Source organism: Amycolatopsis sp. NBRC 101858, assembly GCF_030269325.1.
Taxonomy (GTDB): Bacteria; Actinomycetota; Actinomycetes; order Mycobacteriales; family Pseudonocardiaceae; genus Amycolatopsis; species Amycolatopsis ponsaeliensis.
The window spans coordinates 1,938,819-1,960,814 of sequence record NZ_BSTD01000001.1 but is presented as its reverse complement, the minus strand read 5'-3'; the positions used below and the strand labels follow the sequence as shown (position 1 = coordinate 1,960,814).

Sequence of the window (21,996 nt, the reverse complement as noted above, 5' to 3'; positions counted from 1 at the left end):
CCGTGCGAAACTTCGGGCATGGGTGAGCACGCGGAGTCAACGTCGTCTTCGTCGCCGTCGGCGCCGGAGGAGACCAAGGTTTCCCGCCGGGCCCCGGTCGACTGGCGCGCGACGGGCGGCCGGGTCGCCTCGATCGTGGCGTCGATCGTCCGCTGGGTGGGCTTGATCTTCGCGGCGCTGCTGGTGATCCACGTGATCTTCACGGTCGGCTCGGCCAACCCGGACAACGGGATCGTGTCGTTCGTGAAGTCCTGGGCGGACTCGCTGGCGCTGGGGTTCAGCGACCTGTTCACCCCGAGTGACGGGAAACTGCGGGTCCTGGTGAACTACGGCATCGCGGCGATCTTCTGGCTCGTGGTGTCGGGGATCCTGGCGAAGATCATCCGCCGGGTGGGCGGAGCTTCCTGAGTCACGACCGCGCCGGCGCTCGCGATGGGCGCGGTTTGCCGGGTCCGGGATCGTTTGCCCTGCCGAACTAGAGGGCCGGCTTGCCCCACCCGTCCGTGAACGCGAACTCCGCCAGCGGCACCCGCACCCGCTCGGCCTTCTCCCGCTCGATCCGCCACTCCTCCTCGAGGACGTCCGGATGTCCCGGCGCCCCCACCGCGATCGCCACCTTCGGTACCGCGTCCTCCGGCAGCGAGAACGCCGCGCTGACCTCGGCAGCCGAGAACCCCGCCATCTGGTGCGCCACCAACCCCAGCTCCACCGCCTGCAGCACGAGGTTCTCCGACGCCAGCCCCAGCCCGTACTCCGCGTACGGCACCGGGCCCTTCTCGTTCGTCGTCACCATCACGCCGATCAGCAGCAGGCCCGCGCGGTGGGCCCAGGCCCGGTTGCCCGAGTTCAGCGTCGCCAGGATCGCGTCGAACGACGGGGTCCCGCGCACGCCCACCAGGTAGCGGGCCGGCTGGGTGTTGCCGAACGACGGGGCCCAGCGGGCCGCCTCCAGGAGCGCCCGCACCTGGTCCGGGCTCACCGACGATGACGCGTCCAGGGCCCGCGGGCTCCACCGCTCGGCCAGCACCGAGGCGATCGGGATGCTCGTCACAGCTGGTTTCCGCATGATCGTCACCGTACCCACCTAGTGCGCTGCATCACTCGGAAGGAAGGGCTCCGCGCATTTCGTTGGTGTTACGGAAGATTTACTTCCGCGCCGCCCGTTCGCGGCACCCGCCCCACGTCAAGAGGGTGGCGGGCCGCTGGAGCCCCGGTAGGCTCCTTCTCAAATATGGGACGCGGGGGCTCCTCGGTGCCCACCAGGGAGCAGACCCGGCCCGTCTAGGAGGTTCGGGCGTGGCCCTCGTGGTCCAGAAGTACGGCGGATCGTCGCTGGAAAGTGCCGACCGGATCAAGCGCGTCGCGGAGCGGATCGTCGCCACCAAGAAGGCCGGCAACGACGTCGTCGTGGTCTGCTCGGCGATGGGTGACACCACCGACGAGCTGCTCGACCTGGCGCAGCAGGTCAACCCGGCGCCGCCGGAGCGGGAGATGGACATGCTGCTCACCGCCGGTGAGCGCATCTCGAACTCGCTCGTCGCCATGGCCATCGCGGCCCAGGGCGCGGAGGCGTGGTCGTTCACCGGGTCGCAGGCCGGCGTCGTGACGACGTCCGTGCACGGCAACGCGCGCATCATCGACGTCACGCCGAGCCGCGTCACCGAGGCCCTCGAGCAGGGCTACGTCGCGCTGGTCGCGGGCTTCCAGGGCGTCGCGCAGGACACCAAGGACATCACCACGCTGGGCCGCGGCGGCTCGGACACGACTGCCGTCGCGCTCGCCGCCGCGCTGAACGCCGACGTCTGCGAGATCTACTCCGATGTGGACGGTGTGTACACGGCCGACCCGCGGGTGGTCCCGGACGCGCGCAAGCTCGACACCGTCACGTACGAAGAGATGCTCGAGCTCGCCGCCAGCGGGTCGAAGATCCTGATGTTGCGTTGCGTGGAATACGCGCGCCGCTACGGCGTGCCGATCCGAGTCCGTTCTTCCTACAGTGACAAGCCGGGCACGACGGTGACCGGTTCTATCGAGGAGATCCCCGTGGAACAAGCCCTGATCACCGGTGTGGCGCACGACCGCTCCGAAGCCAAGATCACGGTCACCGGGGTGCCGGACCACGCCGGTGCCGCGGCCCGGATCTTCCGCGTGATCGCCGACGCCGAGATCGACATCGACATGGTGCTGCAGAACGTGTCCAGCACGGTGTCCGGCCGCACCGACATCACCTTCACGCTGTCGAAGGCCAACGGTGCCAAGGCGGTCAAGGAGCTGGAGAAGGTCAAGGCGGAGATCGGCTTCGAGTCGGTGCTCTACGACGACCACGTCGGCAAGGTCTCGCTGGTCGGCGCCGGGATGCGCTCGCACCCGGGTGTCACGGCGACGTTCTGCGAAGCGCTGGCCAACGCCGGCGTCAACATCGAAATCATCAACACCTCGGAAATCCGGATCTCGGTGCTGATCCGCGACGCGCAGCTGGACGACGCCGTGCGCGCGATCCACGACGCGTTCGAGCTCGGCGGCGACGAGGAAGCCGTGGTCTACGCGGGGAGTGGTCGCTGATGGCGGACGGGTTGCGGGTCGGGGTGGTCGGCGCGACCGGCCAGGTCGGCGCGGTGATGCGCAAGCTGCTGGCGGAGCGGGAGTTCCCGGTCGCCGAGCTCCGGTACTTCGCTTCGGCGCGCTCGGCGGGTTCGACGCTGCCGTGGCGTGACACCGAAATCACGATCGAAGACGCGTCGACGGCGGATCCGTCCGGTTTGGACATCGCGCTGTTCTCCGCGGGCGGGTCGACGTCGAAGGCGCAGGCGCCGCGGTTCGCCGCGGCCGGCGTCACGGTGATCGACAACTCCTCGGCGTTCCGGATGGACCCGGACGTGCCGCTGGTCGTCAGCGAGGTCAACCCCGAGGCCGTCAAGGAAGCGCGCAAGGGGATCGTCGCGAACCCCAACTGCACGACCATGGCCGCGATGCCGGTGCTCAAGCCGCTGCACGACGAGGCCGGGCTGGTCCGGCTGGTGGCGTCGACGTACCAGGCGGTGTCCGGCAGCGGGCTGGCCGGCGTCGACGAGCTGGCCGGTCAGGTGAAGGCGGGCGCGGAGCACGCGGCGCTGCTGACCCACGACGGCGCGGCGATCGAGTTCCCGGCACCGAACAAGTACGTCCGCCCGATCGCGTTCAACGTCCTGCCGATGGCCGGGTCCATTGTGGACGACGGTGAGCTCGAGACGGACGAAGAGAAGAAGTTCCGCAACGAAAGCCGCAAGATCCTGAGCATCCCGGGTCTCGGCGTTTCTTGCACGTGCGTGCGCGTGCCGGTGTTCTCGGGGCACTCGATCTCGGTGAACGCGGAGTTCTCGCAGCCGCTGACCGTCGAGCGCGCGACGGAGCTGCTGGCGCACGCGCCGGGCGTCGAGCTGTCGGAGGTCCCGACCCCGCTGCAGGCGGCGGGCAACGACCCGAGCTACGTCGGCCGCATCCGCGTCGACCAGGGCGTCGAGGGCGGCCGCGGGCTGGCGCTGTTCATCGCGAACGACAACCTGCGCAAGGGCGCGGCGCTCAACGCCGTGCAGATCGCGGAGCTGATCGCGCAGCAGTGACCACAGTGGACAACTAAAACGCCTTGTCGTTTACGCGGTGCCCGGGGATCCTGGGCACCGCGTAACCGTTTCAAGGGGAGGAAAACCATGCACACCGCTGTCGAAGGCGCCCGCGTCCCGATCCGGATGTGGGCGGATCCCGCGTCGGTCGAAGACCAGGCCATGCGGCAGCTGCACAACGTCGCCAACCTGCCGTGGGTGCACGGCGTCGCCGTGATGCCCGACGTGCACTACGGCAAGGGGGCGACCGTCGGCAGCGTCATCGCCATGCGCGACGCCGTTTCGCCCGCCGCCGTCGGCGTCGACATCGGGTGCGGCATGAGCGCCGTCCGGACGTCGCTCACCGCGAGCGACCTGCCGGACGACCTCGGGAAGCTGCGCCGCCGGATCGAAAGCGCCGTTCCGGTCGGGTTCGGGCTGCACAAGACGCCCGTGAACCCCGCGAAGGTGCACGGCGTCGGCGGCTGGGACACCTTCTGGCAGGGCTTCGGCGAGCTGCACACCGGCGTCCAGGAGCTGCACGACCGGGCCGCGCGCCAGATCGGGAGCCTCGGCGGCGGGAACCACTTCATCGAGGTCTGCCTCGACGACGAAGGCCGCGTCTGGCTCATGCTGCACTCGGGTTCGCGCAACATCGGCAAGGAGCTCGCGGAACGTCACATGGCCGTCGCGCGCAAGCTGCCGCACAACGCGGACCTGCCGGACCGGGACCTCGCGGTGTTCGTCGCGGGCACGCCGGAGATGCAGGCGTACCGGCGTGACCTGTTCTGGGCGCAGGACTACGCGGCGCGCAACCGAGCGACGATGGTCGCGCTCGTGAAGCAGGCGCTGAAGGACGTCGTCCCGCAGACGACCTTCGACGACGCGATCTCGTGCCACCACAACTACGTCGCCGAGGAGACGTACGACGGTGTCGAGCTGCTCGTCACCCGCAAGGGCGCGATCCGCGCCGGATCGGGTGACCTCGGGATCATCCCGGGCAGCATGGGGACCGGTTCGTACATCGTCCGCGGGCTCGGGAACGAGTCGTCCTTCCAGTCGGCGTCGCACGGTGCCGGCCGCCGGATGTCGCGGACCAAGGCCAAGAAGATGTTCACGGCCGACGACCTCGCGGCGCAGACGGCCGGCGTCGAGTGCCGCAAGGACTCGGGCGTCGTCGACGAGATCCCGGCGGCGTACAAGGACATCGATTCGGTGATCCGCGCCCAGACGGACCTGGTCGAGGTCGTGGCGCACCTCAAGCAGGTGGTCTGCGTCAAGGGCTGAGCGGTACCTTGGCGCCATGACGAGGGGTGGAACGACGGCCGCGCTGCTGGCCGGGGCCGCACTGCTGCTGAGCGGATGCGACCAGGTCAGCGACGCGGTCGACCAGGGGTCGAAGACCGCCGACAAGGTGGGCGCGTGCACCGAGGCGCTCGGGCTGGCGGACCTGAACCCGCTGGTCGACCCGGACAAGCTCAAGGCCCGCGCCGCGGACAAGGAGAAGCGGCTGCGGGAGCTGGCGGGCAACGTCCAGGACCAGGACGTCAAGAACGCGCTGCTGGGCATGGCCGGCTCGTACGTCGAGGTGCAGAAGGAACGCATCGAAGACGCCGGCGTGGTGGCCCAGTGGGTGCAGCGCAACGTCAAGAAGCTCGACGCCCTCCGCGTGGCCTGCGGCGGCTAGTTCTCGGCGAGCGCCGGGACCGGCTCCGCCGCGGGGTCCGGCGTGCGGCGGTGCAGCAGGCCGGCCGCCGCGATGACCAGGCCGCCCAGGCCCGCCGCGGCGAAGCCCCACGCCGGGCTCGAGTGGTCGATCGCGAAGCCGACCACCGGGCTGCCCAGCGCCAGGCCGAGGCGCGTCGACGCGTCCTGCAGCCCCATCGCCTCGCCGCGGACCCGCGGCGGGGCGATCCGGCTGACCGTCTCGGTGGTCGCCGCGAGCGTCGGCGCGCAGAGCAGGTTCGTCGGGATCAGCACCAGCATCAGCAGCCACCACGGCTGGTCCGCGAGCCCGACCGGCACCACGAGCAGCGCGAGCAGCAGCATCAGCAGGCCCTGCGGCAGCGACTTCTTCACCGCGCCGTGCACGACGCCGCCGATCATCGACGCCGCGCACATCACCGCGATCACCACCCCGGTGACCCCGATGTCGCCGTTCGCGCGCAGGGCCGCGAGGGTCGCCAGCTCGGTGCCGACGAGCACGAACAGCGTGCCGGCGGCGATCAGCAGCGTCGCCACGAGCCGGCCGGTGAGCCAGCTCCGCAGCGGCGGCCGGGTCGTCGCCGCGCCGGGCTCGACCGATTCGCGGATGGGCGGGTCGACCAGCCAGATCAGGAACGCCGTGCCGCCGAACAGCACGCCGAGCGCGGTGAGCGTGAAGGTCGGGGAGAGCGTCGTGATCGCCGCGATGCCCAGCGCGGGGCCGATCATGAACGTCGCTTCGACCGAAATCGTGTCGAGCGAGTACGCCGCGCGGCGCTCCTCGGCCGGGACGAGCGCGGCCAGCACCTGCCGCGCGAGCGAGCCCGCCGGCACCGAGAGCATCCCGGCCGGGACCGCGACGACGGCGAGCGCCGCGTAGGGCAGGTGTGGCGCGGCGACCCAGAACACCGTCGTGCCGATCCCGCAGACGGCGACGATCGGGCGCAGGCCGTAGCGGTCGAAGCAGCGTCCCAGCAGCGGCGCGCCGAGCGCCATGCCGAGGGTGACGCCGGCGCCGACCAGCCCGGCGGCGCCGTAGCCGCGGCCGAGCCCGGTGACGATGTACAGCGTCATCAGCACGCCGTTCATGGTCATCGGCAGCCGGGCCAGGAACATCAGGGCCATCGTCGAGGGGACGCGGGGGACGGAGAGCACCCGGCGGTAGGGCTGCAGAGGCACGTCCCGATGAGAACCCAAGGTGGTACGCGCGTGCAACTTATTTCCCGTCACCCCCGTGCTGGCGCCCGGAGATTTTGAGAGTTACTATCATTTGGTAGTGACTATCAATGGGGGTTACTGTGACACAGCTCTACCCGCGCAGGTGGTGGGCGCTCGGCGCGCTCGCGGTGAGCCTGCTGACCGTCGGCCTCGACCTGACGGTGCTGAACGTCGCCGTGCCGACGCTGGCCGTCGACCTCGGCGCCACGACCACGCAGCTGCAGTGGTTCGGCAACGCCTACACGCTGGCGCTGGCCGCGCTGCTGCTGCCGGCGGGCCTGCTGGGCGACCGGTTCGGCCCGAAGAAGCTGCTGCTCGGCGCGCTCGCGCTGTTCGGGCTGGCCTCGCTGGGGTGCGCCTACGCGGATTCGCCCGGCCAGCTGATCGCGGCCCGCGTCGTGCTCGGTGTCGGCGCCGCGTTCCTCATCCCGCTCTCGCTCTCGCTGCTGAACATCCTGTTCCCGCCGGAAGAGCGGGCGAAGGCGCTGACGACGTGGGTGATGGCGACGTTCGTCGGCATCCCGCTCGGCCCGCTGCTCGGCGGCTGGCTGCTCGACCACTTCGCGTGGGGCTCGGTGTTCCTGATCAACGTCCCGCTGACCGTGGTCGGCCTGGTCGCGGTGCTGTTCCTGGTGCCGCTGACCCCCGGATCGGGCCGGGGCGCGATCGACTTCACGGGCATCGCGCTCTCGGCGGCCGGGCTGGTCGCGCTGACCTACGGCTTCGTCTACGCCGGCGAGCACGGCTGGGCCGACCCGGCGACGTACGGCCTGCTCGCGCTCGGCGCGGCGGTGCTCACGGTGTTCTGCCGGGCGCAGACGCGGACGGCGACGCCGTTGACCGACCTCGGGCTGCTGCGCGAGCCGCGGTTCGTCTGGGGCGCGGTGCTCGCGACGATGGCGTCGTTCGCGCTGATGGGCCTGCTGTTCGTGCTGCCGCAGCTGTTCCAGGCGGTGCAGGGAGCCGACGCGCTGGAGACCGGCGTGCGGCTGCTGCCGCTGATCGGCGGGATGCTGGTGTCGGCGAAGATCGCCGAGAAGCTGGTCGCCGTGGTGGGCGTGCGCGTGGTCGTGACGGCCGGGTTCGCACTGCTCGCGGCCGGGCTGGCCTGGGGTTCGACGACGTCGCCGTCGGACGGCTACGGCGTCACCGTGGCCTGGGAGAGCGTGATCGGCCTGGGCACCGGGTGCACGCTGACGCCGCTGATGACGATGGCGATGGGTGCGCTCACCGAGGGCCGCTCGGGCGCAGGCTCGGCGCTGATCCAGGTGTTGCGCCAGGTCGGCGGCACGATCGGCGTCGCGGTGCTGGGCACGGTGCTCAACGGCGTCTACCGCGCGGGCGTCGCCGTCGACGGCCTGCCCGCGCCGGTCGCGGACGCGGTGCGCGGCAGCGCGTCGGGCGCGGTCGCCGTGGCGGCGAAGCTGCACCTGCCCGCGCTCGCCGACTCCGCCCGGCTCGCGTTCACCGACGGCATGGCCGCGACGCTCTGGGTGTGCGCCGGGCTCGCCGTGGCCGGCGCGCTGCTGGCAGTGCTGTTCCTGCCCGGGCGGGCGGCGGCCGGAGCGCCGCGGCGAGAATCGGAGCATGACGTCGTCGCGATCTGAGTCCATGGGGCTGCGGGAACGGAAGAAGGCCAAGACGCGCGCCGCGATCCAGCGGCACGCGTTGCGGCTGTTCCGGGAGCAGGGCTACGGCGCGACGACGGTCGACCAGATCGCGGCCGCCGCGGAGATCTCGCCCAGCACCTTCTTCCGGTACTTCCCGACGAAGGAAGCGACGGCCCTCTACGACCCCATCGACCCGGTCTTCATCGAAGCCGCGATCGGGCAGCCTGCCGAGCTGAGCCCGATCGGGGCGCTGCGGGGGGCCGTGCGCGTCATCCTCGGGCAGCTGTCCGAGGACGAGATGGACGACGTGCGCCAGCGGCAGCTGCTGGTGTTCCGCGAGCCCGAGCTGCGCGGCGCGATCATGGACCAGTTCGCCGAGGGGATCGACCTGATCGCCGGCGTGGCGGCCCGGCGCACGGGCCGGTCACCGGACGACTTCGAGGTGCGCAACTGGGCCGGGGCGGTGGTGGGCGTGCTGCTGGCTTCGTTCGCCAAGGCGGCGAGCGACCCCGAGTCCGACTACCTGGAGGCGCTCGACAACGCGCTGGTCCACCTGGATGCGGGCCTGCCGCTTTGACGACCGGCCCGGCAGCGGACTTTGCGGGCGGGTTCGGCTTGGCCGGCGATCGCGGTCCCGCCGCGGCACCCCGAAACAGCGTCCCGGCCTCCGCGCCTCGCCCATTTCCGGAATTGATTTCGCATTCGTGCCCCGACCAGGCGAGAACCTTGTGGGTGGCGGTGCGAGCGTGGGGGACACCCCGACTGGAGCAGTTCCGACACGCGGTCCGACGGAGTGATGAGGCTAAAAGATCACCGTTTACGCCCGGGTGAGTGACCAAACCGCTCTACAGTGGACACCAACTACCAGCAGTTACGAAGAGGATCGATCAGGATGATCTTCAGGGGGACGGGCAAGGTTTTGCCGTTAATCAATTGCGGGCGAATCCGCCTCTTCCGCATCCGGCACGTAAGGGTTAGAAAACGTCCCTAACCGGTGATCGGGTGGCTTATCTCCGATACGGCGGGTATCGATTTAACCCGTCAGGTCTCCCGAGGCCAGGAGGTAGGAAATGAAAGGCAAGTTCGGGCGGTCCATCGCCCTGGTAGCCGCGAGCAGTCTGCTGGCGGTCGGAATGGCGGGGATCGCCTCGGCGAGCCCGGTGAGCCCGGACGGGGGCAAGGGTTCCTCCAGCACCCAGGCTCTCGCCGCACAGGTGCTCCAGGTGCGTGACGACCTGACCAAGGTGGCCTACGCGGGCAACGTCGGTGCCACGCGTGCCGACCTGGGCCAGATGAGCCCGGTCCTCGCGGACATCGCCGCCGGGAAGCGCTACACCGTCCAGACCGACACCGAGCAGCTCGCCGGCCTGGCCAAGGGCCGGGCGGACGAGACCAACCGGCTCTTGGCCGACCCGACGGCCAAGGCCCGCCAGCTGCCGCCGCTGCCACTGCCGATCCCGTCGCTGCCGGACCTGCCGGGCCCGCTGAAGATCGTCAGTGACCTGGTGAAGGCCCTGCTCGCGGCCGTCACCGGCATTCTCGGCGGGTTGCTCGGCGGCTTGCCCGTGCCGCCGCTTCCGGTGCCGCCGCTGCCCGCGCCGGCGGGCTGAGCGCACCACGGGAAACAGGGGGGCCCGGAGCCCGGCCGCGGACATTTCTCCGCGCCGGGCTCCGGGTTCGTTCAGTCCCGCTTGGACAGACCCTGCCGCAGCGCGCCCGCCATCTCGGCCAGTGCCTCGCGGAACCGGGTGCCGACGCCGGTGAAGTTGATGAACCCGTGGATCAGGTCGTCGTGCCGGCGCACCGCCACCTCGACGCCCGCCTCGCGCAGCTTCTCCGCGTACGCCTCCCCCTCGTCGCGCAGCGGGTCGAAGCCCGCCGTGACGACCAGCGCCGGCGGCAGGCCGCTCAGGTCGTCCGCGCGCAGCGGGGACAGCCGCGGGTCGGTCAGGTCCGTGCCCTCCGGCACGTAGTGGCCCTCGAACCACTTCATGTGCACGTCGGTCAGGAACAGGTCCTCGGCGAACAGGTCCTGCGAGCGGTAGCGCCGCGCGAAGTCCGTCGCCGGGTAGATCAGCAGCTGGAACGCCGGCACCGGGCCACCGCGGCGCACCGCCTGCTGGGCGGTCACCGCGGCCAGGTTGCCGCCCGCGCTGTCGCCGCCGACGGCGATCCGCGCCGGGTCGGCGCCGAGGTCGCCCGCCTTCGCCACCGCGTACTCGAACGCCGCGAGCGCGTCCTCGGTCGCCGCCGGGAACGGGAACTCGGGTGCCAGCCGGTACTCGATCGACAGCACCCGCACCCCGGCGTGCCTGGCCAGGAAGCGGACGGCGTTGTCGTGGCTCGCGCGCGTGCCGATCACCCAGCCGCCGCCGTGGAAGAACACCAGCAGCGGCGACTTCTCGGGCAGCCCGACCGGTGTGTAGAGCGTCGCCGGCAAGTCGCCATCGGGTGTCGGCACGGCGATCTCCCGCACCGAGACCGGTTCGATCGGCTTGCCGCTGACCAGGTGCCGCCCGACGTCGAGCAAGGCGCGCGACTGCTCCACCGAGCCCTGCACCAGCTCGGCGCCGGCGAGCTTCTGCAGCCGGAGCAGCAGCTGGGCGTCGAGCGCGAGGTCCTGGCCGTCGAGGCGCACCGGGCGGCCCGCGATCGCCCGCCGCAGCGGCGTGGGCAGCCAGAAGACGAGCTGGGAGGCCGCGGCCTGGATGCGGACCGGGAGCGGGATCGCCATCTTTGCCTCCTGAGCGTCGGTGCCACCGGGGATGTTACTCGTCAGTAAGTAACCGGTCCAGCTGTGACGCGGGCCTCGGTCCCAAAGTCTGGATATCCACTTAAGTAGAGGGGTTAGCCTGGAAAGCGTGACTTCAGCCAGGACGGTCAACGTGCTCGGGATCGGCGGCTCTCTGCGTGAGGGCTCGCAGTCCGAACGCGCTCTGCAGATCGCGCTCGCCGGTGCGGCCGAAGTCGGGGTCCGGATCCGGATGCTCACCGGTCCGGAGCTGGTGCTGCCGTTCTACGACGCCGGCGAGCCGGATCGCGACGAACGAGCCGCCACGCTCATCGAAGCCGTGCGGGAGGCGGACGGGCTCATCGTCGTGTCGCCGGGCTACCACGGCGCGCTGTCCGGCCTGGTCAAGAACGCCCTGGACTACGTCGAGGACCTGCGCGACGACCAGCGGCCCTACCTCGACGGCCGCGCGGTCGGCCTGGCCGCCGTCGCCTACGGCTGGCAGGCCGCGGTGACGACGCTGGAGCAGCTGCGCACGATCACGCACGCGCTGCGCGGCTGGGCCACCCCACTGGGTGGTTCCATCAACTCGGCCGAGACCAAGTTCGACGAAGGCGGCGGCGCGTCGGACGAGAAGAGCGTCCGCACCCTTCGCCTGATCGGGCGCCAGGTCGCCGAATTCGCGGTGTCGCGCACCGCGTGACGTTTCGCCCGGAGGCCGCCGGGTAACCGATCCACGTGATGCCTGCCATGTGGGGGCACTGTTCCGCGGGTGCGGGATGTTGTGCCCAGTGAGACGCTCGCTGAGGAGCGTCCGGCGACAGAAGGCAGGCTGAGCATGGGTCAGGCGATCTACACCGCGGTGGCGACGGCACGCGGCGACGGCCGCAACGGCGAGGTGACCTCGTCCGACGGCGTCATCGACGAGTCCCTGGCCATCCCGAAGGAGATGGGCGGCCCCGGCGGGGACAAGACCAACCCCGAGCAGCTCTTCGCCGCCGGCTATTCGGCCTGCTTCCACAGCGCCCTGCAGCTGGTCGCCCGCCAGGCCAAGGTGGCGCTGCACGACTCGACGGTGACCGCCGAGGTGAGCGTGCTCAAGCAGGACGTCGGGTTCGGTCTCGGCGTCGCGCTGAACGTCTCCCTGCCCGGCCTCGAGCAGGCCCAGGCCGACCAGCTGGTCGAGCAGGCCCACCAGGTCTGCCCCTACTCGAACGCGACCCGCGGCAACATCGAGGTCGCTCTTTCCGCCACCGTCTGACCCCGCGCTTCCGAACGAGTCCGAGGAAAGGAACACCAGAGATGAGCAAGTCTCCGATCAAGAGCCCGCTTTCCGAGGCCGACAAGGAGATCACCGGCAACGCCCTGCAGGCGACGCTGGTCGACCTGGTCGACCTGTCCCTCATCGCCAAGCAGGCGCACTGGAACGTCGTCGGCTCGAACTTCCGCAGCGCGCACCTGCAGCTCGACGAGCTCGTCGCCACCGCGCGGCAGTACGTCGACGAGGTGGCCGAGCGGGCCAACGCCATCGGCATCTCGCCGAACGGCAAGGCCAAGACGGTCGTCGAGAGCTCGGGCGTGCCCGAGTACCCCGACAACTGGCAGTCCGTGGAGTCCACGGTCGCCGCGATCGTCGACATCCTCGCGTCGCTCATCGAGCGGCTGCGGGCCCGCATCGACGAGACCGACAAGAGCGACCTCGTGACGCAGGACCTGCTGATCGAGATCACCCGCGCGCTCGAAGAGGCGCACTGGATGTGGCAGGCCCAGCAGGCCTGATTTTCCGCACAAAGGGGCCGTTCCGGGTGGAACGGCCCCTTTCGCGTCTGCCGGCGGCCGTGATTCGCAGTACGTTCGGCGGCATGGTGCTGCATCAGGGGAAAACGGACCGCCCGGACCGCGTGGGCGGCACGAATCCGATGTACGCCGGGGCGAACCCGGCGCTCGCGGCGGGCTTCGTCATGCCGCACGACAAGCTGCTCGACAGCCCGCTGCCACCGGACACGGCGCTGCAGCTCGTGCGCGACGAGCTGATGCTCGACGGCAACGCGCGGCTCAACCTCGCCACGTTCGTCACGACGTGGATGGAGCCGCAGGCGCGGGAGCTGATGGCCGAGTGCGTCGACAAGAACATGATCGACAAGGACGAGTACCCGCAGACGGCCGAGCTGGAGCGCCGCTGCGTGAACATCCTGGCCGACCTGTGGCACGCGCCCGACGTCACCGACGTCATGGGCTGCTCGACGACCGGTTCGTCCGAAGCGTGCATGCTCGCCGGGATGGCGTTGAAGCGCCGGTGGTCCAAGCTGGGCCGCACCGGCAAGCCGAACCTGGTGATGGGCGTCAACGTCCAGGTCTGCTGGGAGAAGTTCTGCGAGTACTGGGAGGTCGAGCCGCGGCTGGTGCCGATGGACGGCGACCGGTACCACCTCAGCGCCGAAGAGGCCGTCGCGCGCTGCGACGAGAACACGATCGGCGTGGTGGCGATCCTGGGCTCGACGTTCGACGGCAGCTACGAGCCGGTCGCGGAGATCGCCGCGGCGCTGGACGCGCTCCAGGAGCGCACCGGCTGGAACATCCCGGTCCACGTCGACGGCGCTTCGGGGGCGATGGTCGCGCCGTTCCTCGACCCGGACCTGGAGTGGGACTTCCGGCTGCCGCGCGTGGCGTCGATCAACACGTCGGGCCACAAGTACGGCCTCGTGTACCCGGGCGTCGGCTGGGTGGTCTGGCGCGACCAGGCCGCGCTGCCGTCCGAGCTGGTCTTCAACGTGAACTACCTGGGCGGCGACATGCCGACGTTCGCGCTGAACTTCTCCCGGCCGGGTGCCGAGGTCGCGGCGCAGTACTACACGTTCGTGCGGCTCGGCCGCGAAGGATTCCGCGCGGTGCAGCAGTCTTCGCGTGACGTCGCCACGCACCTGTCGTCGGGGATTTCGGACCTGGGACCGTTCGAGTTGCTGACGCGCGGCGACCAGCTGCCGGTGTTCGCGTTCACGACCCGCGCGGACGCGGGGTTCGACGTGTTCGACGTGTCACGACGGCTGCGCGAGCGGGGCTGGCTGGTGCCGGCGTACACGTTCCCGGAGAACCGGACGGACCTGGCGGTGCTGCGGATCGTCGTCCGCAACGGCTTCACGCACGACCTCGCCGACCTGCTGCTGGCCGACCTGAAGCGGTTCTTGCCGGAGCTGGAGAAGGAAGGCGGCCGCCCGAAGGACCCGTCGAAGGCGACCGCCTTCCACCACTAGTGCCAGGACTTGGCGCGGGCGTACTGGTCCGGCCAGCGCACGTCCGCGCCGAGGGTGTTCGCCGCCCGGAGCGGCCAGTGCGGGTCGCGGAGCAGGGCCCGGGCCAGGAAGACGGCGTCCGCTTCGCCGTCGGCGATGATGTCCTCCGCCTGCTGCGGGTTGGTGATCATGCCGACCGCGCCGGTCGGGAGGCCGGTTTCGGTGCGGATCCGCTCGGCGAACGGGACCTGGTAGCCCGGGCCGACCGGGATGTCCGGGTTCGGGACGTTGCCGCCGCTCGAGGTGTCGATCAGGTCGATCCCGCGCTCGGCGAGCAGCTTCGCGAGCCGGACGGACTCGTCGAGCGTCCAGCCGTCGTCGGTCCAGTCGGTGGCCGACAGCCGGGCGAACAGCGGGACGTCGGTCGTGGCGCGGACGGCGTCGGCGATCTCCAGCGCCAGGCGGGTGCGGCCGTCGAAGTCACCGCCGTAGCGGTCGGTGCGGGTGTTCGACAGCGGCGAGAGGAACTGGTGCACGAGGTAGCCGTGCGCGAAGTGCAGTTCGAGCAGGTCGAACCCGGCACCGACGGCGCGGCGGGCGGCCTCGGCGAACGCCTCGGGAAGGGCGCTGACCTCGTCGGTGGTCAGCGGCCGGGCGGGGGCGTAGGCGCCGAAGGGCTGCGCGTCGGCCCCGACGCTCTGCCAGCCGCCTTCGGACGCGGGCACGCTGCCGCTGCCTTCCCACGGCCGCTGCGCCGAGCCCTTGCGGCCGGCGTGGCCCAGCTGCATGCCGATGGCGGTGCCCTGGCGGCGCACGAAGGCGGCGATCCGCCGCCACGCCTCGGCCTGGGTGTCGTTCCAGATGCCGGTGTCCTGCGGGCTGATCCGCCCTTCGGGGACGGCGGCGGTCGCTTCGGTCATGACGAGACCCGCGCCGCCGGTGGCGAACTGGCCCAGGTGGACGAGGTGCCAGTCGTCCGGGACGCCGTCGGTCGCGGAGTACTGGCACATCGGCGACACCCACGCGCGGTTGGGCAGGGTCAGGCCGCGGACGGTGATCGGGCTGAAGAGTCGGCTCACCTCCGGATCAACGACACGTGCCCGGCGTCTCTTCCCGTCGCCAGGAGCGGGTACCGGCGAGTAACGTCGACCACATGGGTGTCGCTGCTGACGAACGCCGGGCGTTGAGCTCGCTCTTCCAGGACCTCGGGCCCGACGCGGCCACACTGTGCGACGGCTGGACGACGCGGGACCTCGCCGCGCACCTCGTCGTGCGGGAGCACCGGCCGGACGCCGCGCCCGGGATCATGGTGCCCGCGCTCGCCGGGTACACGAAGAAGGTGCAGGACCGCTACGCCGCCAAGCCGTGGGCCGCCCTGGTCGAGCAGGTCCGGCAGGGCCCGTCGAAGTTCTGGCCCACCGCGATCGGCCCGCTCGACGAGCTGACCAACACCGCCGAGTTCCTCGTCCACCACGAAGACGTCCGGCGCGCGCAGGAGGGCTGGGAGCCGCGGCCCGCCGACGGCACCCGGGACGCCGCCGCCTGGAAGTCGGCGAAACAGGCCGCCAAGCTCAACCTGCGCAAGGCACCGGTCGGGGTGACGTTGCGGACCCGTACCGGGCAGGAAGCCGCCGTCAAGACCGGGCCCGATCCCGTCACCGTCGTCGGTGATCCGATCGACCTGCTGCTCTTCGTGTTCGGCCGCGACGCCGTCCGCCTCGAGTTCGAAGGCGACGCGGCCGCCGTCACGAAGCTCCAGGGTGTGAATCGCGGACTCTGAGCGCGCGGTTCACCCAGCGGCCCACCGGGAGCGCGACCACGATCGCGGCCAGCACCAGGTGCACGGCCATGAACGCCACCGCGGCCGGCACGCTCGGCGGCCCGCCGAGGAACACGATCATGTGCGACGCCCACTTCAGCTCCGTCGGCTTCGTGCCCGCCGCCCAGACGTCGTTGAGCGCCCAGAACGTCAGGTCGTTCACGCCCGAGATGACCACCAGGATCGACGCGATCCCGACCTTCAGCACGTTCGCCGTCCGGCCGCCGCCGAGGCGGTAGGCCAGCAGCGCGAACAGCACGATGAACGTCGTCACGAACAGCTCGAACTGGTACACCGGCTGGAAGTCCTGGTCGGGGGAGCGCGCGAAGCCCTGTACCCGCATCACCAGTTCGGTGTCCAAATAGGACATGTAGACGAACACGGCGAACACGAGCAACGCCGGCCCGAAGCGGCCGCGCGGGAACAGCGAAACCGTCAGCACCGCGAAGACGAACGGGCACAGCTTGAACGCCCAGTCGCCGACGTTGTCCAGCGTCTGGTCCGGCGGCAGCACCACCATGATCAGCAGTGTCGTGACCACGGCCGGCACGGCGGCCACCAGCCACAGCCACTGCCGCCGCCGGTACAGCGCGGCGACCAGGCCCGGCGATTCCAAGAGCGTCACAGTTCCTTCTCCACCCAGAACGGTCCGAGGGCCAGCGCGTCGACGTCGGTCTTCAGGTAGCACGCGATCGCGTCGGCCGGGCTGGCCACGATCGGCTCGTTGTTGTCGTTGAACGAGGTGTTGACGACCATCGGCACCCCGGTCAGCTTCTCGAACTCGGCGATCATCCGGTAGTACAGCGGGTTGTCCGCACGGCTCACAGTCTGCACCCGCGCGGTGCCGTCGACGTGCGTGATCGCCGGGACCTCGGCGCGCTTGTCCGGCAGGACGTCGAACACCAGCAGCATGACCGGTGACGGGTAGTCGCTGACGAAGTACTCGCCCGCCCGCTCCTCGAGGCACGACGGCGCGAACGGCCGGAACGCCTCGCGGTGCTTCACCTTCTCGTTCATCCGCGTCTTCGACTCGGGGTCGCGCGGGTCGGCGACGAGCGACCGGTTGCCGAGCGCCCGCGGCCCGCACTCCATCCGGCCCTGCACCCAGCCGACGATCTTGCCGTCGGCGATCTTGGCCGCGGTGTGGGCGGCGATGTCGTCGACCCGGTGGTACTCGACGCCGGCGTCCTGCAGGGCCAGCTCCATCTCGGCCTCGGTGTAGTCGGGGCCGGTGTAGGTGTAGCCCTCGCGCGGGCGCGGCTTGCCGTACTTGGCGACCGACACGTCCAGAGCTGCGCCGAGCGCACAGCCGTCGTCGGCCGCCGCGGGCTGGGCGAAGAAGTCCTCGAACGGCGTCTCCAGCAGGATCCGCCCGTTCATGACGCTGTTCAGCGCGACCCCGCCGGCGACGCACAGCCGCTTCGAGCCGGTCTCGCGCTGGAGCCATCGCGCCAGGTGCAGACCCGCCTCTTCGAGCGTCACCTGCAGGGCGTACGCGATGTCGCAGTAGTGCTGGGGAACGGGGTTCGAAGCCGTGACGCGGGTCTTCGGGCGTGCCGGGCCGAAGGTGTCGGTGAACTTCTTCGCCAGCACGTGCTTGCCGGTGCGGTGGTGGCCGAACCAGCTCAGGTCCAGCTCGAACCCGCCGTCGTCGTCGAGGTGGATCAGCTGCTTGAACGCGTCGACGTAGGTGTCCTCGCCCAGCGGCGCGAGGCCCATGATCTTGCCTTCGTCGTGGGTCGGGTAGAAGCCGAGGTAGCCGGTGACGCCGGCGTACATCGCGCCGAGCGAGTGCGGGAACTTGATCCGCCGCAGGTCGGCGATCTTGTTCCCGCGGCCGTGCGCGAGGTAGGTCGCCGTGCCGTCGCTGCCGATGCCGTCGAAGGTGAGCACCGCCGACTCGTCCCACGGCGAGATGAAGTAGCCGCTGGCCGCGTGCGCACGGTGGTGGTCGACGAGGTGCGTCTTGAACTTCGTCGGCCCGGTCCAGCCGGCGGCTTCCTTGACGTCCTTCTCGAGGGTGAAGGACCGCTTGATGTGGGCGAGGACCGCGCCGCCGACGTGGTAGTCGTCGCTGCCCTTGCCCCCGCCGGTCCGGAAGGTGTCGACCATGCCCGCCGACTTGCCGCCGTCGTCGCCGTTGGCGTTGCGGAAGACGTCCAGCGTGCCGGGGAAGTACCGCGCGAACACCTTGGCCGCGTGGATGCCCTCCTTCCAGCGCTGCCAGTAGTACGCGACGTGGTCGACGTCGGCGAGGGTGATCCCGGCCCGCTCCAGGCAGAACTTGATGGCCTCGGCGGGGAAGCCGCCGTCGTGCTTGACGCGCGTGAAGCGTTCTTCTTCGGCGAAGGCGATGATCTCGCCGTCGCGCACGAGTGCCGCGGCCGAGTCGTGGACCCTGCTGATGCCCAGTACGTACATGACTTTTCTCCCAGTGGGTTTCAGTGCCGGCGGACCAGGCGCCGCAGCACGGCGGCCTTCACGGCGAGGGCGAGGACGAGCGCGGCGAACCCGCCCACCGGCCCGAGGGCGGGGACCAGCAGCGCCGCGGCGACGGCGGTGGCCACCAGTGAGACGACGGCGGTGCCCGACGTCAGCGTCAGCACCTTGCTGTTGGTGTTTTCGATGAGGAAGCCCGCGTACAGCCCGGTCGCGTACAGCGCCGTCTCGACGGCCACGAGCACCCCGAGGACGACGTAGGCGTCTCCGGCCGTGAGCGCGGCGCGGGTCCCGGGGATGGCGAGACCCGCGCCGAGCAGGACGACCACGGCGATCCCGGCCCGCTCGACCAGCCGCAGCAGCGAAACCGCCCGCGCCCGCCCGGCCGCCGCACCCGTGCCGCGCAGCCGCCGCGACGCCGCCGGCTGGTGGAGCTTGAGCTGGTAGTACAGCAGCGAACAGAACGCACTCGACACCAGCAACGCCAGGTAGAACGGGCCGCTGTCGGTGGTCCGCCCGGACAGCGCGAGCACGGCGAACACCACCGACGTCGAGATGACGTCGAGCAGTTCGGTGAGGCCGAGCAGGACGGTGCTGCGGCCGAACGCGGGCAGCAGCCGGTGCCCCGGCACGCCACTGCCGCTCAGCCACGGCTTCGGCAGCAGCAGCACCGAAGCGCCGAGGAGCACCAGGATCCCGCCGAGCAGCAGCGCGAGGTGCGTCTCCGGCGGCCAGCGCACCGCCCACGTCACGCACGTGACGACGCCGACGACGACCGAGCCCGCGGTGAACGCCAACGCGTCCAAAGTGGACCTCCCGCGCAACCGGTGCAGCCCGGACACCGTCATCAGCAGCCCGCCGGAGATCGACCAGGCCGCCGCCGTCAGGTACAGCGCCGCGTCCGAGCGCGGGGCCACCACCAGCGTGACGGCCGTCGCGGCCAGCACCGCCAGCACCGGCGCCGCGGCGAGCCGGACCGCGAGCGCGGCGACGGCGTCGCGGGTCAGCCGCAGCCGGGGCAGGGCCTTGAGCGCGGACTTCTCCGCCGCGGCCGGCACGAAGTTCAGCCAGGTCATCAAGCCGAGCGCGTTGGCGAAGCGCCCGTAGTCCCGGGCGCCCCACGCGGTGATCAGCACCAGCCCCATCAGCTGGACGGACAGGCGGAACACGCCCCGGCCGGCGAGCAGCCGCACCACCACCGCCGGCCGCGGCGGCGCGGTGTCCGACGGCGCGGCGATGGCCGAGGAGCCCGTCACGGCAGGGGTACCGCCATGTCCTGTTCGCTGAGCAGGAACTTGAGCGTGCCCCGGACGGCGTTCTCCGCGGTGAGCAGTTCGGGCACCGAACCGGCGGTGAGCACGACGTACCCCAGCTTGTGCCCCGCCTGCTCGTACGGCCGGACGAACGACCCTTCCTCGGCGAACAGGTGCAGCCCGACGACCCCGGGCAGGGCGCGGACGTCGTCGGCACCGTCCACCCGGGACAGGTGACCGCCGCGGTCGGACGCCAGGATGTGCACGAGCGTCGGCCGCGGTTCGTGCAGGTCCAGCCGGACCTCGTCGCCGGTGGCGGCGGCGATCCCGGCGGCGATCAGGTCGGCGCCGTGGCAGTGCGCGATCGCTTCCGCGAGCCCGTTGCCGCCCATCCGGGCACCCATCTCGATGAGGTACAGCTGCCCGTCCCGGCCGAGCACGGCGTCGAGGGTGAGCGGGCCGGTGCGGTAGCCGAGCTCGGTGCAGATCAGGTCGAGCGCGCCGATCAGGCTCAGCTCGACGTCGGCGGGCAGCTCGGCGGGCAGCAGGTGCGACGACGTCACGAAGAACGGCGGCGGCGTGAGCACGCGTTCGGTCACGGCGTGGAACACGATCCGGCCGTCGACGACCAGCGCCTCGATGGTGAAGTGCGAGCCGTCGAGGTGCTCTTCGACGACCAGCCGTCCGGAGGGCGAGAACGCGAGCGACTCGGTGAACGCCTTGGCCAGCCGGCCCGGGCCCGCGCAGGAGACGACGCCGCGGCTGCCGGAGGAGTCGACCGGCTTGACCAGCGCGGGGAACCGCAGCTGCTGGGCGGCGTGGATCAGCTCCGGACCGGGACGGCCGCCGACGCTGCGGTAGCTCGGCAGTCCGAGGTGGTCGCAGAGCGCGCGGAAGACCGGCTTGTCGGTCGACGCGCGGACCGCGTACTCGGGCAGCGGGTCCGGCATCCCCCAGTGCCGGGTGAGCCACGCCAGTGCGGGCAGGCCGACGTCGCTGGCCGGGCACAGCACGCCGGCGAGGTCGCGACGGCCGTCGAGCGCCGCCGCGATCTGCTCCGGCGCCCGGACGCTCACCCGCAGGAACTCGTCGGCGACGGCCACCGCCGGCGCGGTGGGCCGGACGTCCACGCAGATCGTCCGGAACCCGAGCTCCCGCGCCCGCTCGTAGGTGCTGACCGAACCGTCCGCGCCCCCCAGGATCACCAGGGTTCTCGCGGGGGCCTTCTTCGAACTCGTCACGCTGAAACGCCTTTCCCCAGGTGCACATCGATGAGCCGGGGACCCTCGGGGTCCGCCGGGGTGAAGAGCCGGTCCTCGGCGTCGACGACGACGTTCGCTTCCCGGACGTAGAACTGCCGCGGCCGCGGTTGCCCCGCGCCGACCACGACGAGGTAGCGCACGGTCAGCGACGCCACCAGCAGCAGCACCGCGAGCAGCGCGAACAGCAGCGTGGTCGTCACCCCGGCGCCGAGCGCGCCGAACGCCGCGGCCCCGCCGGTGAGCACCGCGATCCCCGCGGCCAGCAGGGCCGCCGCGGACGCCGCCGTCGTGAGCCGCCGGGTGAACCCGACGAAGAGCTCGATGGCGTGCGACGCCAGGAACCCGAAGCCCACTTTGGACTCACCGCGTTCCCGGGCCCGGTGGGCCACCTGGACGCAGGCGTACCGGCTGGTCAGCAGGGGCACCGTGGCCAGGAAGTACGGCGTGCCGAGCCGCAGGTCGACGATCTTGCGGGCCAGTTCCGCGCGGACCAGCCGGAACGCCGTGGCCCCCGGCGGGATCTCCATGCGCAGCACGCGACGGCCGAAGAAGTGGAACGCCGCGGTGCCCCAGCGCCGCAGCCTAGGGTCCTGGCGGTTGGTGCGGACGCCGAACACCGCGTCGTTGCCCTGTTCGGCCGCCGCGATGAGCTTCTCCGCCTCGGCGGCCGGGAACTGCTGGTCGGCGTCGACGTGCAGGATCCACGGTTGCGACGCGTAGCGGTAGCCGGCCGAGAAAGCGGCCTCGAAACCGAAGTTCCGGGAAAAGGACAGGTACCGCACGCGCGGGTCGGCGGCCGCGAGCGCGCGGATCTCGTCCAGGGTGCCGTCGGCGCTCCCGTCGTCGACGAAGAACAACTCCAGTGAATAGTGACCCAGTTCGTTGGTTATTTCCCGATAGGACGGTCCGATGTTCTCGACTTCGTTGAAGCACGGGATGACTACGGTGAGTCCACTGTGGGCCGGTCCGGGGAAAGGCCCGGTCATCTGTGGTGCTCGGGGTGAGGTAGTGAATTCGTGTCCGGCCGGTCACTGCCGGTGTGAATTGCGATCATGAATCCCCCAGTCGGATTCGGTGAGGCCGCTTGCCGCGATGCGTGATGTGGCGGAGTTATAAGCAGATGGATCGTTGTTCGGCGACGGCAGAACTACG

The 21,996-nt window shown here is 70.9% G+C and carries 22 protein-coding genes; 13 read left to right on the top strand and 9 right to left on the bottom strand.

The genetic code is table 11. From position 1 onward, the window contains the following. The first annotated feature begins 18 nt into the window (after positions 1 to 18). Positions 19 to 408, top strand: coding sequence for a hypothetical protein (locus tag QSK39_RS09465; protein WP_285477232.1), 390 nt, complete (start codon positions 19 to 21; stop codon positions 406 to 408). A 67-nt stretch (positions 409 to 475) separates the two neighbouring features. Here the strand turns inward: QSK39_RS09465 and QSK39_RS09460 are convergent, their stop codons facing one another. Further along, the gene (locus QSK39_RS09460) at positions 476 to 1,066 is read right to left on the bottom strand and encodes a nitroreductase family protein (RefSeq protein WP_285477231.1); all 591 of its coding nucleotides are present in this window, start codon (positions 1,064 to 1,066) and stop codon (positions 476 to 478) included. Between the two features lie 230 nt (positions 1,067 to 1,296). Here QSK39_RS09460 and QSK39_RS09455 point away from each other — a divergent pair, with 230 nt between their 5' ends. The 4 genes from QSK39_RS09455 to QSK39_RS09440 all read left to right on the top strand — a co-directional run bounded on the left by QSK39_RS09455 (position 1,297) and on the right by QSK39_RS09440 (position 5,265). Continuing rightward, positions 1,297 to 2,562 (top strand): aspartate kinase, encoded by a 1,266-nt coding sequence (locus QSK39_RS09455; protein ID WP_285477230.1) that lies wholly within the window; start codon positions 1,297 to 1,299, stop codon positions 2,560 to 2,562. Next, a complete protein-coding gene (locus QSK39_RS09450) occupies positions 2,562 to 3,599 on the top strand; it encodes an aspartate-semialdehyde dehydrogenase (protein ID WP_285477229.1) in 1,038 nt (345 codons plus the stop codon). Before QSK39_RS09455 ends, QSK39_RS09450 begins: the two co-directional genes overlap by 1 nt. Before the next feature lie 87 nt (positions 3,600 to 3,686). Further along, positions 3,687 to 4,865: an RtcB family protein gene (locus QSK39_RS09445; protein ID WP_285477228.1), complete on the top strand. Its 1,179-nt coding sequence runs from the start codon at positions 3,687 to 3,689 to the stop codon at positions 4,863 to 4,865. Positions 4,866 to 4,881: 16 nt separating this feature from the next. Continuing rightward, positions 4,882 to 5,265, top strand: a complete 384-nt coding sequence (locus QSK39_RS09440) for a DUF8711 family protein (protein WP_285477227.1) — start codon at positions 4,882 to 4,884, stop codon at positions 5,263 to 5,265. On the opposite strand, the gene QSK39_RS09435 is transcribed toward QSK39_RS09440, so the two are convergent. Beyond that, the gene (locus QSK39_RS09435) at positions 5,262 to 6,398 is read right to left on the bottom strand and encodes an MFS transporter (RefSeq protein WP_285477979.1); all 1,137 of its coding nucleotides are present in this window, start codon (positions 6,396 to 6,398) and stop codon (positions 5,262 to 5,264) included. The genes QSK39_RS09440 and QSK39_RS09435 overlap by 4 nt on opposite strands. Before the next feature lie 182 nt (positions 6,399 to 6,580). Here QSK39_RS09435 and QSK39_RS09430 point away from each other — a divergent pair, with 182 nt between their 5' ends. From QSK39_RS09430 to QSK39_RS09420, 3 genes are all read left to right on the top strand, one after another. Further along, positions 6,581 to 8,107, top strand: a complete 1,527-nt coding sequence (locus tag QSK39_RS09430) for a DHA2 family efflux MFS transporter permease subunit (RefSeq protein WP_285477226.1) — start codon at positions 6,581 to 6,583, stop codon at positions 8,105 to 8,107. Beyond that, positions 8,088 to 8,687: an acyl-CoA-like ligand-binding transcription factor gene (locus QSK39_RS09425; RefSeq protein ID WP_285477225.1), complete on the top strand. Its 600-nt coding sequence runs from the start codon at positions 8,088 to 8,090 to the stop codon at positions 8,685 to 8,687. The genes QSK39_RS09430 and QSK39_RS09425 overlap by 20 nt, the downstream gene beginning before the upstream one ends. Positions 8,688 to 9,180: 493 nt before the next feature. Further along, positions 9,181 to 9,720: a hypothetical protein gene (locus QSK39_RS09420; protein ID WP_285477224.1), complete on the top strand. Its 540-nt coding sequence runs from the start codon at positions 9,181 to 9,183 to the stop codon at positions 9,718 to 9,720. A gap of 71 nt (positions 9,721 to 9,791) precedes the next feature. Here the strand turns inward: QSK39_RS09420 and QSK39_RS09415 are convergent, their stop codons facing one another. After that, positions 9,792 to 10,844 (bottom strand): alpha/beta hydrolase, encoded by a 1,053-nt coding sequence (locus QSK39_RS09415; protein ID WP_285477223.1) that lies wholly within the window; start codon positions 10,842 to 10,844, stop codon positions 9,792 to 9,794. Between the two features lie 127 nt (positions 10,845 to 10,971). Here QSK39_RS09415 and QSK39_RS09410 point away from each other — a divergent pair, with 127 nt between their 5' ends. The 4 genes from QSK39_RS09410 (at position 10,972) to gad (ending at position 14,092) form a co-directional block, all read left to right on the top strand. Next, positions 10,972 to 11,544 (top strand): NADPH-dependent FMN reductase, encoded by a 573-nt coding sequence (locus tag QSK39_RS09410; RefSeq protein ID WP_285477222.1) that lies wholly within the window; start codon positions 10,972 to 10,974, stop codon positions 11,542 to 11,544. 135 nt (positions 11,545 to 11,679) lie between these two features. Beyond that, positions 11,680 to 12,102 carry an organic hydroperoxide resistance protein gene (locus QSK39_RS09405; protein WP_155547859.1) on the top strand — a complete coding sequence of 141 codons (423 nt, stop codon included), beginning with the start codon at positions 11,680 to 11,682 and terminating at the stop codon, positions 12,100 to 12,102. A 41-nt stretch (positions 12,103 to 12,143) separates the two neighbouring features. Continuing rightward, entirely contained in the window at positions 12,144 to 12,620 is a 477-nt protein-coding gene (locus QSK39_RS09400; protein ID WP_285477221.1) for a Dps family protein, read from the top strand. Positions 12,621 to 12,703: 83 nt separating this feature from the next. Beyond that, complete coding sequence (gene gad / locus QSK39_RS09395) at positions 12,704 to 14,092, top strand: glutamate decarboxylase (RefSeq protein WP_285477220.1); 1,389 nt, start codon at positions 12,704 to 12,706, stop codon at positions 14,090 to 14,092. On the opposite strand, the gene QSK39_RS09390 is transcribed toward gad, so the two are convergent. Further along, complete coding sequence (locus QSK39_RS09390; RefSeq protein WP_285477219.1) at positions 14,089 to 15,150, bottom strand: NADH:flavin oxidoreductase/NADH oxidase; 1,062 nt, start codon at positions 15,148 to 15,150, stop codon at positions 14,089 to 14,091. The genes gad and QSK39_RS09390 overlap by 4 nt on opposite strands. A 74-nt stretch (positions 15,151 to 15,224) precedes the next feature. On the opposite strand from QSK39_RS09390, the gene QSK39_RS09385 reads away from it, so the two are divergent. After that, positions 15,225 to 15,851, top strand: coding sequence for a TIGR03085 family metal-binding protein (locus QSK39_RS09385; RefSeq protein ID WP_285477218.1), 627 nt, complete (start codon positions 15,225 to 15,227; stop codon positions 15,849 to 15,851). Here the strand turns inward: QSK39_RS09385 and QSK39_RS09380 are convergent. Genes QSK39_RS09380 through QSK39_RS09360 form a run of 5 tightly spaced genes read right to left on the bottom strand, consistent with a single transcriptional unit; the run spans position 15,817 to position 21,830 of the window. Beyond that, positions 15,817 to 16,515: a hypothetical protein gene (locus tag QSK39_RS09380; protein WP_285477217.1), complete on the bottom strand. Its 699-nt coding sequence runs from the start codon at positions 16,513 to 16,515 to the stop codon at positions 15,817 to 15,819. The genes QSK39_RS09385 and QSK39_RS09380 overlap by 35 nt on opposite strands. Beyond that, positions 16,512 to 18,311 carry a carbamoyltransferase family protein gene (locus tag QSK39_RS09375; protein ID WP_285477216.1) on the bottom strand — a complete coding sequence of 600 codons (1,800 nt, stop codon included), beginning with the start codon at positions 18,309 to 18,311 and terminating at the stop codon, positions 16,512 to 16,514. Before QSK39_RS09375 ends, QSK39_RS09380 begins: the two co-directional genes overlap by 4 nt. Before the next feature lie 20 nt (positions 18,312 to 18,331). Beyond that, positions 18,332 to 19,585 carry a hypothetical protein gene (locus QSK39_RS09370; protein WP_285477215.1) on the bottom strand — a complete coding sequence of 418 codons (1,254 nt, stop codon included), beginning with the start codon at positions 19,583 to 19,585 and terminating at the stop codon, positions 18,332 to 18,334. Beyond that, positions 19,582 to 20,823 carry an ATP-grasp domain-containing protein gene (locus QSK39_RS09365; protein ID WP_285477214.1) on the bottom strand — a complete coding sequence of 414 codons (1,242 nt, stop codon included), beginning with the start codon at positions 20,821 to 20,823 and terminating at the stop codon, positions 19,582 to 19,584. Before QSK39_RS09365 ends, QSK39_RS09370 begins: the two co-directional genes overlap by 4 nt. Then, complete coding sequence (locus QSK39_RS09360) at positions 20,820 to 21,830, bottom strand: glycosyltransferase family 2 protein (protein ID WP_285477213.1); 1,011 nt, start codon at positions 21,828 to 21,830, stop codon at positions 20,820 to 20,822. The genes QSK39_RS09365 and QSK39_RS09360 overlap by 4 nt, the downstream gene beginning before the upstream one ends. Positions 21,831 to 21,996: the final 166 nt, after the last annotated feature.